This window comes from Natrinema amylolyticum, assembly GCF_020515625.1.
GTDB classification, from domain to species: Archaea; Halobacteriota; Halobacteria; order Halobacteriales; family Natrialbaceae; genus Natrinema; species Natrinema amylolyticum.
This window is the reverse complement of the sequence record NZ_JAIWPJ010000001.1, coordinates 1295823-1311905: the sequence shown is the minus strand read 5'-3', so window position 1 is coordinate 1311905 and position 16083 is coordinate 1295823. Positions and strand designations below refer to the sequence as shown.

Annotated in this window: 14 protein-coding genes and 1 tRNA gene; 8 read left to right on the top strand and 7 right to left on the bottom strand. The window is 61.9% G+C overall.

Annotated features, from left to right (window positions below; genetic code table 11):
- Window positions 1–621 precede the first annotated feature (621 nt).
- Entirely contained in the window at window positions 622–888 is a 267-nt protein-coding gene (locus LDH66_RS06420; RefSeq protein WP_226480234.1) for a cytochrome C oxidase subunit IV family protein, read from the bottom strand.
- Between the two features lie 80 nt (window positions 889–968).
- On the opposite strand from LDH66_RS06420, the gene LDH66_RS06415 reads away from it, so the two are divergent.
- The 3 genes from LDH66_RS06415 to LDH66_RS06405 all read left to right on the top strand — a co-directional run bounded on the left by LDH66_RS06415 (window position 969) and on the right by LDH66_RS06405 (window position 4513).
- Window positions 969–2396: a hypothetical protein gene (locus LDH66_RS06415; protein ID WP_226480233.1), complete on the top strand. Its 1428-nt coding sequence runs from the start codon at window positions 969–971 to the stop codon at window positions 2394–2396.
- Window positions 2397–2466: 70 nt separating this feature from the next.
- Entirely contained in the window at window positions 2467–2754 is a 288-nt protein-coding gene (locus LDH66_RS06410; RefSeq protein ID WP_226480232.1) for a DUF7410 domain-containing protein, read from the top strand.
- Window positions 2755–2872: 118 nt separating this feature from the next.
- Window positions 2873–4513: a S8 family serine peptidase gene (locus LDH66_RS06405; protein ID WP_226480231.1), complete on the top strand. Its 1641-nt coding sequence runs from the start codon at window positions 2873–2875 to the stop codon at window positions 4511–4513.
- A gap of 326 nt (window positions 4514–4839) precedes the next feature.
- Here LDH66_RS06405 and LDH66_RS06400 read toward each other — a convergent pair whose 3' ends face one another.
- The 3 genes from LDH66_RS06400 to LDH66_RS06390 all read right to left on the bottom strand — a co-directional run bounded on the left by LDH66_RS06400 (window position 4840) and on the right by LDH66_RS06390 (window position 9202).
- A complete protein-coding gene (locus LDH66_RS06400) occupies window positions 4840–7323 on the bottom strand; it encodes a cbb3-type cytochrome c oxidase subunit I (RefSeq protein WP_226480230.1) in 2484 nt (827 codons plus the stop codon).
- Window positions 7323–8294, bottom strand: a complete 972-nt coding sequence (coxB, locus tag LDH66_RS06395; protein ID WP_226480229.1) for a cytochrome c oxidase subunit II — start codon at window positions 8292–8294, stop codon at window positions 7323–7325. The genes LDH66_RS06400 and coxB overlap by 1 nt, the downstream gene beginning before the upstream one ends.
- A 458-nt stretch (window positions 8295–8752) precedes the next feature.
- Window positions 8753–9202 carry a DUF7975 family protein gene (locus LDH66_RS06390; protein WP_226480228.1) on the bottom strand — a complete coding sequence of 150 codons (450 nt, stop codon included), beginning with the start codon at window positions 9200–9202 and terminating at the stop codon, window positions 8753–8755.
- A 59-nt stretch (window positions 9203–9261) separates the two neighbouring features.
- On the opposite strand from LDH66_RS06390, the gene LDH66_RS06385 reads away from it, so the two are divergent.
- Window positions 9262–9897 (top strand): adenylate kinase, encoded by a 636-nt coding sequence (locus LDH66_RS06385; RefSeq protein ID WP_226480227.1) that lies wholly within the window; start codon window positions 9262–9264, stop codon window positions 9895–9897.
- A gap of 7 nt (window positions 9898–9904) precedes the next feature.
- On the opposite strand, the gene LDH66_RS06380 is transcribed toward LDH66_RS06385, so the two are convergent.
- Window positions 9905–11494 (bottom strand): DUF7289 family protein, encoded by a 1590-nt coding sequence (locus tag LDH66_RS06380; RefSeq protein WP_425492891.1) that lies wholly within the window; start codon window positions 11492–11494, stop codon window positions 9905–9907.
- 244 nt (window positions 11495–11738) lie between these two features.
- On the opposite strand from LDH66_RS06380, the gene LDH66_RS06375 reads away from it, so the two are divergent.
- The 4 genes from LDH66_RS06375 to LDH66_RS06360 all read left to right on the top strand — a co-directional run bounded on the left by LDH66_RS06375 (window position 11739) and on the right by LDH66_RS06360 (window position 14464).
- A complete protein-coding gene (locus LDH66_RS06375) occupies window positions 11739–12689 on the top strand; it encodes a DUF106 domain-containing protein (RefSeq protein ID WP_226480225.1) in 951 nt (316 codons plus the stop codon).
- Between the two features lie 132 nt (window positions 12690–12821).
- Window positions 12822–13397 carry a (d)CMP kinase gene (cmk, locus tag LDH66_RS06370; protein WP_226480224.1) on the top strand — a complete coding sequence of 192 codons (576 nt, stop codon included), beginning with the start codon at window positions 12822–12824 and terminating at the stop codon, window positions 13395–13397.
- The gene (locus LDH66_RS06365; RefSeq protein ID WP_226480223.1) at window positions 13397–14305 is read left to right on the top strand and encodes an RNA-guided pseudouridylation complex pseudouridine synthase subunit Cbf5; all 909 of its coding nucleotides are present in this window, start codon (window positions 13397–13399) and stop codon (window positions 14303–14305) included. Before cmk ends, LDH66_RS06365 begins: the two co-directional genes overlap by 1 nt.
- Window positions 14306–14393: 88 nt before the next feature.
- Window positions 14394–14464: transfer RNA gene (locus tag LDH66_RS06360), tRNA-Pro, on the top strand.
- A gap of 319 nt (window positions 14465–14783) precedes the next feature.
- Here LDH66_RS06360 and LDH66_RS06355 read toward each other — a convergent pair.
- Window positions 14784–15218 carry a type IV pilin domain-containing protein gene (locus LDH66_RS06355; protein ID WP_226480222.1) on the bottom strand — a complete coding sequence of 145 codons (435 nt, stop codon included), beginning with the start codon at window positions 15216–15218 and terminating at the stop codon, window positions 14784–14786.
- Between the two features lie 33 nt (window positions 15219–15251).
- Window positions 15252–15698 carry a type IV pilin domain-containing protein gene (locus tag LDH66_RS06350; protein ID WP_226480221.1) on the bottom strand — a complete coding sequence of 149 codons (447 nt, stop codon included), beginning with the start codon at window positions 15696–15698 and terminating at the stop codon, window positions 15252–15254.
- Between the last annotated feature and the right edge of the window lie 385 nt (window positions 15699–16083).

Here is a 16083-nt window from a genome sequence, read left to right as displayed (position 1 = left end):
GACCACCATCGCCATCGTCCGTTGACCTCTCGAGCCCGATGTAAGGGTTCAGTCCCGCGAACGAACGCCGTCTAGAACGACCGGTATCGAAGCGCACACGCCGATCCCATCGGTCGAACGGGTTTATGAAGAGTCCCCCTCGAGTCCAGTGGTCGGTCGACCGAATCGGTCGTACAGGAGGATCTGTACGTACTGTAGAAGCGTGTGAAACGTCTCCAAGCGCCCGCTCAGTAGAATTGACGACAGGGATTGGTGAGTAGTGATCAGACGGCGAACACCGCGAGATACCGTCGGGCTTCGGACACGACGTACGACGCCGACACTGCGGAGAAACTGTCGCGCTTGACAGCGACAGGTCCTCGAGAAACGGGCGCTCGTTCGGTGAGCCAGCCACTGCACACGTATGGACGTATCGCTCTCAGCGGGGCGTGACGAGCAGCTGATCGGGGCCGTTTCGGTCGCTTTCGCTTGCGATGGCTGGGGGCGAGCCCTGTCGGAGATCGAGCGAGACGGCGACTACCAAGATCAGCGGATTGCCGGGAGAGCTGGCGCTATGGGATGCGGAAAACGGCGAGAAACGTGGAGAACTGCTCCGCGAGACGGTCGAATCCTCGAGGCGGATTACTGGATCGAGTAACCCGCGGCGAGGGTCAGCAGGAACACCATGAACACCGCGGTGAGCATCAGGTAGGTGATCGACCGCGGCTCGTCTTTCAGGTGCTGGAAGTAGCCGGCGATCAGCGACACCTTGATCACCGCCAGGATCATCGTGCCGCCCACTGCCATCTGGTAGTTGAATATCTCGGGGAAGTGGAAGAAGACGAACTTCCCTGTTGCCAGCAGTATCAGTGCAACGTAAATGAGGGTGTACGTCCGTAGACTCGCCATTAGTGGGGAATGTGGGTGACGGATACTTATACCTTCCTCATGCGAACGTCCGACGGGAACCGTGTTGAAGCGATACGTAGATGGGTCGCCGGGACGAATCGCCGCCAATGAGTGAACGGTCGGCTCTCGCTCGCCGAACCGGTATCGTCCTCGGGTTCGTCCTCGTCTCCCTCGCGGCGAGTGCCGGCGTCGTCGCCGCGAGCAACGTCGCCGCCGGCCTCGGTGGAAGCGCCGACGTGAGCGTCCCGACGTGGCTCTATCTCGCGACCGGTGGCGGTGCCGTCGGTGCCTCGGCCCTGCTGACGATGCTCGTCACCGACCGTGACGTGATCGGCTCCTATCACGACCACGCGCTCGAGCCGTCCCTCGACCGGCTGCTGACCGCGGGCTCGCTCCTGTTGGGCGTGATCGGGCTCCTCGGACTCGCGCTCGTCTTCGCAGCCGGCATCGGCGGGCCGAATATCGGACTGGTCAGCGCGGCCGTTCTGGTGACGTTCGTCGGCGGACGCGCGCTGCTGACGATCGTCGCCTACGCCGTCGGAAACCCGTGGCCCGCACTCAACCCCTGGCGACGGATCGCCGAGGCGCTCCCGAACGGCTACGAATCCTATCCGTCGTCGTACGACTCCTGGCCCGCCGTCATCGCGCTGTTGACCTTCGTCTGGCTCGAGGTCGTCGCGCCCCTAACGTCGTCGCCCCAGGCACTGATATTCGTACTGACGATGTACTCGCTGTTTACGATCTCGGGTGCGGTCGTGTTTTCGCCGGCGACGTGGTTCCGACGCGGGGACCCCCTCTCGCTGTGGTTTCGGCTCTACGGAGCCGTCGCACCGATCCAGCGAACCGACGACGGGTTCGAACTCCGATATCCCGGATCGCGGCTGAGCGAGCCGGATCTCATCACGGACACGTCGCTCGTGGCGTTCGTGCTCGCGCTGGTCTGGGAACTGACCTACAGTGGGTTCATCGTCACGCCGGCGGGCGTCTGGACCGTCGAAACGCTGGTCGGACTCGGACTGCCGCCGGTGCTGGTCTATCTCATCTTGCTCGTGGGCGGGTTCGGCCTGTTCTGGAAGGTCTACTGGGCCGCCATCGACCGAACCCGTGAGCGAGCCGAGACGTATCTCTCCCGCCGATATCTCGGCTACAGACTCGCCGCGCCGCTGCTCGCCATCGCCGCCGGCTATCACCTCGCACACTACGTCGGGTTCGGGCTCTCGCTGTGGCCGTCGCTGCTCGACGCCCTGGCGATGCCGTTGCACCCGCCGCCGAACCCGACTCGATACGCGCTGCCGGGCTGGTTCGGTTACGTCGAGATCGCCGGCATCCTGCTGGGACACGTCCTCGCAGTGTGGGTCGCTCACACCGTTTCCTTCGACCTGTTCCCCGGCAAGCTCCAGGCGATCAGGAGCCAGTATCCGCTCATCGTCGTCATGGTCTTCTTCACCATGGTGAGCCTCTACCTCGTCTCGCAGGGGACGATGAGTCCTCCCTACGTCCCGAGCTGACGGGGCCTCGATCGTCGCTCGCGACTCGGACCGGCAAACACTTCTTCGCGCCACCACAACGGGCGATCGAATGGCGACCGATCGAGCGCTCGAGCGCGAGTACGACGTGCCCGCGGAGGAGACGCCCGCCGCGACCTGTCCGTACTGCGGCCGGCCGTTCCGAGCCGAGCGATACGTGACGTTCCACGTCGGCGTCGATCACGCCGAGGAGTGTTCCGAGGCCGAACGCGAGGCCTTCGACGAGGAACGTGGCGACGAGGAGTACGACCTGTTCACGTTCCACTTCAAGGCGGCCATCTCCGTGTTTCTCGTCTATTTCCTGTTTACGTTCATTTACGCGCTGGTCTGGGCGGGCTGAGGCCGATTCGCGCAGCGATCACGACGGATAGCGGACGATCAGTCGCGGCTGACTATCGCCTCACTCAGACAGTCGCCCCCAGAATGTCTTTATTTCACGACTACACAGTACGCGTATCATGCCGTCAGACCGCCACGGAACGGTGCCCATCCTCACCGTCGTCCTCGTCGCCTGTCTCCTGCCCATCTCAGTTCTCGCCCCGGCCGCGCTCGGAGCGGGCGTCGTCGGTGTCACGCAGGAACCCGCCGAGGACTCGATCACCGTCGACGGCGACCTTCCCACGAACGGACCGACCGTCGAGGTCGTCGTTCGGCTCGAGGAGGCGAGCATCCCTGCGAGCGCGAGCGAGACCGCGGCGGAGCGCCGGCTCGAGACCCACGCCGAGTCGACGCAGGAGCCGCTCCTCGAGTACGTACGGGAGAGAGACGGGCTAGTGGTCGAAGAGACGTTCTGGCTGACCAATGCCGTGTTGCTCGAGGTCGATACCGATACCGTCGACTACGAGGTCTTCGAACGGTTCGGCGCGGTCGAGGCCGTCCACGAGAACTTCGAGGTGTCCGTTCCGGAGCCGCCGGATCGCGTGAACGCGACGGCGTCGGGAGCCGCCGCGTCGGCGGTCGGTGAGCGACCGACGACGACCGGACTCGCACAGGTGAACGCGTCCGCCGTCTGGGACGCCTACGACACGCGGGGCGAGGGCGTCCGGGTCGCGGTGCTCGACACCGGGGTCGACGTCAGCCACCCGGACCTCGAACTCGCGACGGACGATCCGTCGGATCCGACCTATCCCGGCGGCTGGGCGGAGTTCGATGCGACCGGCGGACGCGTCGTGGGCTCGACGCCACACGATACGGGAACGCACGGAACACACGTCAGCGGAACGGTCACCGGCGGATCGGCGAGCGGTACCGCGATCGGCGTCGCGCCCGAGGCGGAGTTGCTTCACGGGCTCGTATTGGGCGGGACGAGCGGGTCGTTCGCGCAGGTCGTCGCCGGTATGGAGTGGGCCGTTCGGGAGGACGCCGACGTGATCAGTCTGAGCCTCGGTGCGACCGGGAAACACGCGCCCTTTATCGATCCGGTTCGAAACGCGCGAGAGAGCGGCGCGGTCGTCGTCGGGGCGACCGGAAACGACGGAGCGGAAACGTCGGGCTCTCCCGGGAATGTCTACGAGACGATCAGCGTGGGCGCGGTCGATCGAGCCGGTGTCGTCCCCTCGTTCTCCGGCGGACAGCGGATCAACCGAACCGACTGGACGGGAGCGCCGACCGACTGGGGAGCGCCGTCGTCGTACGTCGTCCCCGACGTCGTCGCACCCGGCGTTGCAGTCACGAGCGCCGCCCCGGGCGGTGGCTACCAGTCGATGCCGGGAACGTCGATGGCGACGCCCCACGTCTCCGGAACGGCCGCGTTACTCCTCTCAGTCGAGCCCGACGCTTCTCCCGACGAAATCACGACGACGCTGACCGAAACGGCTCGAGTGCCCGAGGGCAATGCGGCCACTGGGGAGACGACGATCGGGAGCCGCGAACCGACCGATACCCGCTACGGGCACGGGATCGTCGACGCCAGAGTCGCCGCCGACGCGCTCGTTACCGCCCGCGGAACGACCGAACCGACGGTAGCGAATTCGAGCGATCCCGACCCGACCGAGGAATCCGGCCCACTCCCGATTCCGGTCCTCGCCGGCAGCGTCGTCCTCGTCGCGGTCAGTCTGGTTCTCACTCTCTTGGCTCGGCACCGAATCGGGACGCGGTGACGCGTCCGATCCGAGTCGACGGTAGCGACAGTCAGATCCGTCGACGACGACCGAGATATCGTCGAAACCGGATCCGACTCCGATGAGTCGGTGAGACGGGACCGCAGCTATTCGTCCGACAACGAGTGACTGAGAACTCCGGCCACTGCGCGGCGACGATAGCGCGACTGATCGGCGACGTCACGCACGTGTCACTCCTGCCAGTACGGAACGCGCTCCGTATCGTCTTCGATCGAGAGGACTGATGTCGGTCACCATCCGCTGGTATCGGTCGCGGACCAGAACACAAACCGAACGAAAACGGAAGCCCGTGTAGCGGCGGAGCGCTACATCAGGTAGAACAGTGGGAACAGGAAGACCCACACGATGTCGACGAAGTGCCAGTAGAGCCCGAAGAACTCGACCGGCATGTGATCCTCGAGGTAGGCGTCGACCGAGACGACGCGGTAGATCATGAACAGCGCGATCAACAGCCCGAGGAGGACGTGCAGCGCGTGCAGGCCGGTCGTCACGAAGTAAATCGAGTACTCGATCCCGCTGAACCAGTAGTGATCGTTGGCGAACTTGCTGCTGTACTCGAAGGCTTTGACGCCCATGAACACGAGTCCGAGCAGGACCGTCACGCTCAGCGCGCCGAGCAGCCCCTTCTTGTTCTCGCGTTCGGCCATCACGTGTGCGAGGATGACCGTGAAACTCGAGGTCAGCAGGACGTACGTGTTGAACAGGCCGGCCATGGTGATCGAGTCGAGGTGCCAGTTGCTCCATCCCATGTGGATGCGCATGAACACGTACGCGCCGATCGCGGCACCGAAGACGACGACGTCCGAGGCCAGGAAGACCCAGACGCCCATCTTCTCGTTGCTGACGCCGCCGAACGGCCAGCGCTCGGCGACGGCCATCTCGGGCGCGTCGAACTGCTCGCGACCGAATTGGAACAGCGTGACGGCCATCATTCCCAGTCCGAGCACCACGAGGACCGGATAGATGACGTTCTGTGCGGGCGCCGAGTCGAGGGTCACGAAGCTACCGACGTCGCTGTGGATGTGTGACTCGACGAACGAGAAGACGTACGGCGTGATGCCGCTGAGTCCGAGGAAGAACGTGAAGGTCGCGGCACCGATGCCGAGCGGCCAGATGCTGGCGTGGTCGGCGTGTTCCTCCTCGTGTGCCGTGGCCGCCGGAGCGGTGGCTTCCTGTGCGACACCGCCGTCGGTCGCGGTCGCGGCGTCGTCGACGAACTCGAGCTTGCCGCTGGCGTAGCTGGGTCGGTCGGGCCAGTTCTCGAGCGGCGGCGGCGAGGGAATCGCCCACTCGGCGGTTCGCGAGTAGGTCCACGGATTGTCCGGCGCAGCGGGGCCGGTGATCAGACTCTTCGCGAGCGTGACGAACACGAGAAGGACACCCAGTCCGAGGACGAACGCCCCGACGGTCGCCAGCTGGTGATAGATCTGTGCGCTCTCGGCGTAGTGGAAGACACGGCGTGGCGTCTCCCACGCGAGGAACATCGGGAAGTACAGCAGGTTGAAGCCGAGGAAGTAGACCGCGAAGCTGAGCTTCCCGAGTCGCTCGGAGTACATCTTGCCGGTGATCTTGGGCCACCAGTAGTAGAGGCCGCCGAACAGCGCGGTGACGCCGGAGACCATCACGTAGTGGAAGTGAGCGACGACCCAGTAGGTGCCCCGGAACTCGTAGTCGAGCACGACGGCACCGAGGAAGACGCCGGTGATCCCGCCGAGGATGAACAACACGAGCGCACCCAGCGAGAACAGGAACGGCGTGGTAAAGCGAACGCGCCCTTTGACCATCGTGTAGATCAGCGAGAAGACCATCAGGTCGAAGGGCAGCGAAATCCCGATCGTCGTCGCCATGAACAGCGTCTTGATCGGGAGATTGATCGTCGACAGGAACATGTGGTGCATCCAGACGAGGAACGACTGCACCGCGACGAGGACCATCGCGATGATGACCCACTTGCGGCCGACGAGCCGTCGCCCGGTGAACGTCTGGAAGATTTCGAACATGATCCCGAGCGCGGGGAAGAAGACGATGTACACCTCCGGATGACCGAAGAACCAGAAGACGTGCGCCCACAGGAGGCCCGATCCCTGGTCGGTCGCGAAGTACTGTGTGAGGAACAGGCGGTCGACCGACAGCAACAGGAGCGCTGCCAGCAGCGCCGCGAACGCGAACAGCATCATCCAGACGGTAAGCAGCCACGACCAGGAGAACATCGGCATGTTCCACAGGCCGAGCCCTTCAGCACGGGACCGATGCATGGTCACGAGGAAGTTCACCGACCCGATCGTGATCGAGATGACGAACAGGGTCAGTGCGAGAACCGTCGCGTTTCCGCCAGTCACTGCCTGCATCGCGCCCGTATATGTCGGCACGTTCAGCGGGGCGTACATCGTCCAACCGCCGGAGAACGAGCCACCCTGGAAGAACGAGATCCCCAGCAGAATCCCCGAGAACAGATAGAACCAGTAACTCAGGGCGTTCAGGCGGGGGAACGCGAGGTCTTTTGCGCCGATCTGAAGCGGCACAAAGTAATTCGCGAATCCGCTCGCAACCGGTGACAGGAACCAGAATACCATTATGAGTCCGTGAGCAGTGACGGACTGGTAGTACTGGTCGTTCGTGAGCAGCCCCGTACCGCCGGCTTCCCACAGGTGGGTGCGGAACAGCAGCGCGAGGACGCCACCGAAGACGAGGAAGAACAACGCCGTCGATATGTAGAGAATGCCGACGTCCTTGTGATTGGTCGTGACCAACCAGCGCTTGACCGACCGCATCGGCGGAAGGTCACTCATCAGGCCCCACCTCCGTCGTTCGTTTCGCTTTCATTGGCAGTACTTTCCGTTGCGTTCATCTCGAGCTGGTAGGTTTCGCTGACCGGCCCGGTCATGTCGAACTGATCTTCGACCGGCTCGAACTGACCGTCGGTCGGTTCGATCGTCACGTTGTACTCGCCACCCTGCTCGATGTCGGTGATCTCGATGGAGCCGTTCTCGAACTCGTCGGCCGTATAGCTCTCCTCGAAGTCGGATTCCTGACTCTCGAGAGTGAGCTCGTAGCCCTCGGTCACGCGGGACTCGTTTTGATCCTCGATCGTGAACTCCATCGTCAGCTGGTCGTCCATCCACTGGTCGAACTCGTCGGAGTCCATGATCTGGAGCGTCCCGACCATCGAGGTGTGGTACTCGCCGCAGAGTTCGAAGCACTTGATCTCCTGTTGCTGGCCGGCTTCGGATTCCTTCGTCTCGAACCAGGTTTCGTCGTATTCGCCCGGAATCGCGTCGGCTTTTACCCGTTGCTCGGGTATGCCGAACGCGTGCCAGACGTCACCTGACGTCGACTGTATCCAGACCTGCTCACCGGCGGGGACGCGGAGAGTAGCTGTCGATTCGATACCGTTGTCGTACTCGAAGAACCAAGCGAAGCTATCGCCGGTCACTTCGACATTGAGCGCTTCTTCCTGCGCGCTATCGCCACCGTCACCGGGATCTTCGACGTACAGGAGCATCCCGTACGTCCAGATCACCAGCGAAATGACGATGACGGCGCTGATGCCGAACGAGAGGAACAGTTTCTTACCGCCCTTTCCGCCTGTCGGTAACTCCCCGACGGATGGCAGATCTTCATCCTCGCCGGCCTCGCCGGTGTCACGGTACTTGTACGCGTTGTACAAGGTATACGCGACTACGACGATTCCGACGAGCGCACCGAGTCCCAGGAAGACCAGGAAGATCCGCTCGAACACGTCGACACGTGTCCCTTGCATCGGGATAGTCAGTAGGTTGATGATTGTATTCACCTCTTTTGAACTCCGGTTATATGTCGGAGATTGATTGCTGGGGGCACTTATCTATTTGGAAACCGCCCGACTGACGCCGTCTATCGGTCTCCGGGACGGCGGATCGCCGTCTCGATTCACTGATCGACCGATTTCCGTCTCGTTGGTCCATCACTGTCTCGTTGGGCCCAGTACTCTTTTTTCTGTCGCTGTCCGGGCCGGCACATGTAGGACCCAATACACGTGTGCCCGATAAGCGGATCTTGTGCCGAATATATTCGTCTCGGACACGACCGAGACGACCGAATCGGTCTCACGGGCCTCGACAGACTTCTTTCGAGACCGGGCCCGCACGGCTGGATGTTCCTGACCGCAGATCGAGCCAGTATCCGACCGATCGGATGGCAACCGCGAAATCGGTGTAATTCGTTTCAGTTGGGCTTTCGTCAGACGTCGACAGCCCAGACGCGAACCGTCGCCGGCAGGTCGTACACCTCGAGGAACACGTCGTCGACGAACTGGGCGATCCGGTTCTGATCGGCCTTCGCACTGATTCGGACGTTGACGCCCGTTGCGTCCTCGGGTCGAATCAGGTCGTCGATTTTGAACGCCGGGAACTCCTCGAGGACGGCTTTCAGGGCGTCTAACTCGTCGTCGGTACAGTCGAGATTGATCGTTCCGTCACCGAATTGAACCCACGGGACGCCCGCTTCCGCGGATCCATCGTCCGATTCGCTGTCGGACTCGCGTTCGGTCCCCGTCTCATCGTTCGTCTCGAGCGCTCCCTCGTCGACCTCGAGTGTCAGAAACGCGCTCCCGCGCTCGCGATGGGCGGTGATGGCGTCGACGTAGAGTTTCCGTCGCTCGGCGGGCTCGGCGGCATCGAATCGAGTCATAATCGGACGAACGTGCCCGATTCTTTAAGCCTTTATGTGCCGCCCCTGAACGGTGGCGTATGGCACAGCCACGAATCCTGATCCTGGGTGCGCCCGGGGCGGGAAAGGGGACCCAGAGTGCAAAGATCACCGAAGAGTTCGACGTCGACCACATCACCACTGGTGACGCGCTCCGGAACAACAAGGAGATGGACATCTCCGACATGGACACCGAGTACGACACGCCGGGCGAGTACATGGACCAGGGCGAACTCGTCCCCGACGAGGTCGTCAACGCCATCGTCGACGAAGCGCTCAGTCAAGCCGACGGCTTCGTCCTCGATGGCTATCCGCGGAACATAGAGCAGGCCGAGGAACTCGAGGACATGACCGACCTCGACGTCGTCCTCTACCTCGACGTCGGCGAGGAGGAACTCGTCCACCGGCTAACGGGCCGTCGGATGGATCCCGACACGGGCGACATCTACCACGTCGAGTACAACCCGCCCGAGGACCCCGAGGTCGAGGAGCGACTGGTCCAGCGGGACGACGACACCGAAGAGACGGTCAGAGAGCGGCTCTCAGTCTTCCACGAGAACACCGAGCCAGTTATCGAGTACTACGAGGAACAGGGCGACCTCGAGCGAATCGACGGTGAGCAGGCTCCCGATGATGTGTGGGAAGACGTGAAGGAAACGATCGAAGACGCCGCGTAACCCGGTTTCAGCTATTTCTGACGTCGAGTTCGTGGACCGCGATCGAGAGGTACGTCAGTCGCGGCGGCAAAACGCCGTGTCGAACGTCCGGTTCGAAACCGGTGAGTGACTCGTCGTGTTCGATTTCGAAATTATTGTCTACGTACATCGGCCCCGCCATGATGGTCCCGTATATCTGGGCCGCCCCGCCACCGCCGTCGATACAGACGTCCGGTTCCGTTCCGTTCACATCGTGACTACAGTGATCGATTCCCTCTGACTCGGCATAGCTCTCGTCACGCGGAGCGTACAGGATCCCTTCGAATTTCGAGTTCCCGGTCCCGACGTGGACGAGCATCGACGACGTTCCGTATATCTGCAGGGATTTGGAGTCTCCCGAGTTGTAATCACAGCCGTTGACACACACTTCTTGGTTATCCATGGACATGTTCCCGGTCGCGAACACCTGGAACGAGGTATTATCTTCGGCACCGGTTGTGTCCACCGTGAGATCGTTATCGGTGAATCCCATATCACCGTCGACGATGAGCGTCACGTTTCCATCGTCTAGATCGACGGTAACATCGTCCTGAAGGTCGAATCCGTCCGGATCGTAGTAGGTCGTTCCGCCCTCGAGCGTCGTCTCGTTGTCGCCGAGGTCGATCGGTTCGCCCTCTCCTCGCTCGGCGTCTTCGACCTTCGACTCGATCACGCTATCGAACGACGGAATCGGCTCCTGGTTCTCTTCTATTTCGTCTCCAGTGACATTGCCCGACCCGTGGACCTCGCCGTCGGTCGTGACGTTCCCGTCGATCTCGGCGTTGTTGTGGCCGAGTTCGATCCCGCCGCCACCGGCGTACACCGCCTGACTGAAGTCGCCTTCGACCTCGGTCCGGCCGAGTTCCACGATCATCGTGTCATCGTTTCCGCACCGCTCCGTGATCGCTTGCCCCTCTGCGTTTGCGGTCTGGCCTTGGAAGTACGTCTCCCAGCCGACGCAGTACTCGCTCGTGATTTCGATCGTCACGGTGCTCTGTTCGATGTACGTTACATTTTCGTAAGATGATGTATTCTCATGGGACATTCGCACCTCGCCCGAACCGAGTTGTGCATCGTCGTTAACTTCGGTAATCGGGAACGAGAACGTATTATCCCTGCTGTCGTAGTACACCGGCGGAGCGGAGACGACCCGCGTTTCGTTGCCGGTCTCGCGGAAGACACCGCCCGCTTGATAGGATATGCGGGTCCCGTCGTCGCCCTCGTACTCGACAGCCCCAATCGGAATCGTGATCGTGTTATCGAATCCCGGACCGGAAATATTGATCGTGCCGGTATCCGTCTTGACGATTGCACCGCGTTCACCGGCGTCGAACTCCATCGTCCGGGAGATATCGTTGTTCGACGAGACCGTCGACATCTGCTGGCTCATCTCGACGAACGATTGCTGGACGCGTTCGTTCTCCGAGCGCTGTTCTGCACTGGTCATCGTGTCCCCCGCGACGAGAAGGATACCGACGCTGACGGTCGCGACCATCCCGATCAAGAGAACGAGGCCGATTACTGCAGTTACCCCCCGTTTCGACGGTATAACTGCTCCGCCATCGCGTCGTGAACCCATTTATATCGACTGGCAGTTCGGGATTCCGTATGATAAACCGTTCGACCGATCAGACAGTTCATATCGATACAATAACAGCGAATATTACGTATCTGTTCCCTATCGCGCGAGATAGCCGGTCCGTCCGGTCGACAGCGAACTGACCCTCGGCCGCTTGAACGACGTGTCACCGCTGGGCGTCCCGAGGACGCTGTGACTACCGAAGAAAAACACTTGTATACCGGACGACGCCTAGGACAAGCAGATGACGCGTACAGCCGAGAAGATCGACGCCCTCGTCAGCGAGGACTCCTCGATGGCAACCGCCCTCGAGGCGATCCGCGAGGAAGCCGACAGGAACGGCGGCGAGGTCCAGTGGGCCGACGTCAGCGACGACCTGACGAGCGGCCAGTGGGGGCGACTGATCGAGAAAGGAGTGTTAGTCGACGGCGACCAGGGGTTCGAGATCGCCGACCGCGAGGCCTTCGACCGGGCTCTCGACGGTGATGGTGACAGCGGCGCCGGTGCCGACGTCGACATCGACGAGGACGAATCGAGCTGGTCGCAGTGGGACAAGCTCGCCGGCGTCGGCGCGCTCCTGTTGATGCCCGGCTACTGGTTCGATTCGATTCAGAACGTCGTCGGGGGGACGGTCAACGCCGTGCTCGGCCCGCTCGATGCGGCGTTGCCGTTCTACGCCGTGATCCTCTCGGTCGCGCTGATCACCGGCCTCTACTCGTCGCTGCTCCAGGCGAACCTGATGAACACGGAGGTCATGGGGAAGTACCAGGAGCGGATGCAGGCCGTCCAGGAGGAGCAAAAGGAGCTCCGGCAGGAGAAGAAAGACGCCGAGGAACGCGGCGCGAGCGAGGCGGAGATCGAACGCCTCGAGAACGAGATCGAACGCGCCCGCGAGGAACAGATGGAGGCCATGGCGGACAACCTCGGGATGTTCAAAGAGCAGTTCCGCCCGATGGTCTGGATCATGCTGTTGACCATCCCGCTGTTCCTCTGGATGTACTGGACGATCCGAACGGGCAGTATCGGCGCTGCAGAGCAGACCGTCGTCATGCCCCTCGTCGGTGAGATCGAGTGGCAGGAAGGGGTGATCGGTCCGATGCAGGCCTGGATTGTCTGGTACTTCCTGTGCTCGATGGGGTTCTCCCAGCTGCTGCGCAAGTCGCTGAACATCGATATGTCGCCCTCGAGCGCCTGATCGGCTCACCGCCGCCGATCTCCGCTTGCTCGCGGGATCGTGGGCTCGCGGATCGGTCGTCCGCCCAGAGACGGCCGTCGCCCGCGCTCCCCGATTCAAAACCCATTTTACCTGCCCCCTCGCAGAGGGAGTATGTTACTTACCGTCTCCGGCCCGCCGGGAAGCGGGAAGAGCACGACCGCCGAGTTGCTCGCCGACGCCTTCGATCTCGACCACGTCAGCGGCGGAGACATCTTTCGGGAACTGGCCGACGAACGCGGCTACACCCCCCTCGAGTTCAACAAGCTCGCCGAGGAGAACGACGAGATCGATCGCGACCTCGATCGGCGGCTCCGCGAGATCGCCGTCGAGGGAGACGATCTGGTCCTCGAGTCCAGGCTCGCGGGCTGGCTGGCCGGGGAACAGGCGGATTTCCGCTTCTGGTTGGACGCGCCGGCACGGGTTCGGGGTGAGCGCATCGCCGACCGCGAGGACAAAGAGCCCGCGCGTGCGACTGAGGAGACGAAAGCCCGCGAGGCCAGCGAGGCCCAGCGCTACCAGGAGTACTACGGCATCGACATTCGGGATCTCACGATCTACGATCTCTCGGTGAACACGGCCCGCTGGGAACCCGACGCCGTCCTCGACATGCTCGTCACTGCCGTCGAGCGCTACGCACCCGAGGGCGACGAAGGAAAGGCACTCGTCGACCTCGAGACCGAGTTCTAATGCGTCTCCGTGGCCCACCGTCGGAGCGATCGCCCGCCGAGTTGCTCACCTTCGGCGTCGTCAACCTCGACAAGCCGCCCGGCCCGTCGTCCCACCAAGTCAGCGGCTGGCTTCGAGACGCCGTCGTCGAGACACTGGCCGAGCGCGGCGTCGAGTCGACGATCGACCGCGCCGCCCACGCGGGCACGCTCGATCCGAAAGTGACCGGCTGTCTCCCGGTCATGCTCGGCGACGCGACCCGGCTCGCGCAGGTCTTCCTCGAGGGCGGCAAGGAGTACGTCGCCGTCCTCGAGTGTCACGCGCCGGTCCCCGCCGACGCCGAATCGGTCGTCGCCGAGTTCGAAGGGCCGATCTACCAGAAGCCCCCGCGCAAGAGCGCGGTCTCGCGCCGCCTGCGCGTGCGCGAACTCTACGATCTCGAGGTGCTCGAGGTCGAGGACCGACGACTCCTTCTGCGGATTCGCTGCGAGAGCGGGACCTACGTCCGCAAACTGTGTCACGACCTCGGACTGGCGCTCGGCACCGGTGGGCACATGGGTCACCTGCGCCGCACGGCGACGGATCCGTTCGACGACCGCACGCTCCACAGCGCCCACGACTTCCTCGATGCGCTCGGTTTCTGGCTCGAGGACGAGGATCCCGAACCGCTGTACGACGTCGTCGACCCCGCCGAACGGATTCTCGAGGGGATTCCGAGCGTCACCATTGCCGAGAACGCGGCCCGCGAGGTCGCCGAGGGCGCGCCCGTCTACGCCCCGGGCGTGCTCGAGGCCGACGACGGGATCGACCAGGGGGCGCTGGTCGCCTGTTACACGCCCAACGGCGCGGCGGTGTGTCTCGGCGAACTGGCCGGCTCCGTCGATGCCGACAGCGGTATTGTGGTCGATCTCGAGCGCGTGCTGGTCTGACGGCCGGTCTCGAGCGGGTGCGAAAACGAGTGACGTGCCGACCGCGAAACGACACCCTTAAGCGGCAGACGGCCATCGGTCCACGTGCGGGACCGTGGGGTAGTGGTATCCTCTGCGGATGGGGTCCGTAGGACCCGAGTTCAATTCTCGGCGGTCCCACTTTTCGCGACACAATGAGTAAGAGAGCGACCGCTGTGATGCGAGGCTCGAAAATAGGAGCAACTTCGTTGAACTGTGGTCCGTTCTAAGTTCTATAAGATATGAGAACGCTATACGAAACGACGAGCCGCGTCGTCAAAGGTCGATCCAAGAGGAGAGCATCACGTTGACGATAGTGAAGGACGCCGGACTCGTCAAAAAGCTAGCGATATCTAAAGGTCTTAGAACTGGATCTATCTCATTGGCTAAACCTGTCTTGTTCGTATCCCGACCAACGGCAAGAAGTAGAGTTCCGGCTCGATACCGGTGATTGTCACGCTTATGTGAAGTTATAGTCCTCGCTACCGACCTGCGTCTCAGTGTCACCGTTGACTGCGACGGCGGTGACGGTCCCCTCCTGGCCCGCGGGCTCAAGGTCGTCCTGATCGATGGTCACCTCGTCGCCGACGGTCAACTCACGCATATCGCTGCGATCGCCGAGCGGACCGCTATTATCGTGGTTGGTGTACGGCGTGCCACTGATATTGATGTACTCGGCGTTCCCCAGCGTCACGACGCGGATATCGATCTCTTGGGGATCATGATGGACGTCGACCGCGACGCCGGCCCGTGCCTCATCCTCGCCGATCGAATTGCCGAGATCCATAACAAACCCGGCGATGATGGCCGCGAGGATGACGGTAATCGCAACGATGAGGATCACGCCGATCACGGGCGAGACACCCCTATCTTGCCGATACGATGTGCTAAGCATTGGTGTGAAAAAACGGAGTACTATGAGAGGCCGTTAGCTACTGGTGAAGTCGTAGGTCTCACTCGCAACCTGCGTCTCTGTCTCGCTCTCGTTGATGACTGCGACGGCCGAGATAGTACCACTCTCAAAAAGATTACCCTCATCATGAGAATAGGTCCGGACATCTCCCGACTGGTTGAGGGTCAGCGCACCATCGCTGAGATTACTAGCATTTACTGCATTCCCACGAATTTTGACCTGATCCGAATTACCCATCGAGGTGACTTCAAGTGTCGACTCGTTGTTTGCCTCGTCGACCTCGATGTTCACACCTGCGTTCGCCTCCTCTCCGATACTTCCGCCCATGTCCAGTACGAAAGCAGCGATAACGGCAGCAAGAATAACCGTAATTGCCACCATCAGGATGACACCTATGACAGGTGACACTGCACGTTCATCGTCTGATCCGACCAACTTTGGTTTAAGTCCTTTCAAATCCATGTTTGTTACCCATCGGCTGTGAACGGTGAGAAAGCTTATCTACTGCCTCAGCAAAGCAAGGCGTGGCGGACCAAGGGGATTGGAACCAACCTCGTGTCCCGCTTTCTCACATGTCGTCACCGATGCTAATAGCACCGAGGAAGTCATTTGTATATATAAGTAAGGGATAGTGATAGTCTGTGAACGATGAATGGCTTTCAAAACTGAGAATCAGGGGAGACTATCGGAGTTCCAGCGGATCCTTGAAGTCACGCTGTCATGCGATTATCAGATTTGCCCGGAAAATATTAGAAGGCTGCCACCTCGAGTGTGCTCCGCCATCTGACCTCCGAGAACATGCTCGGCTCCGAGCGCGCGTTCGTTCTGACGATCCGCTGCGTACAGT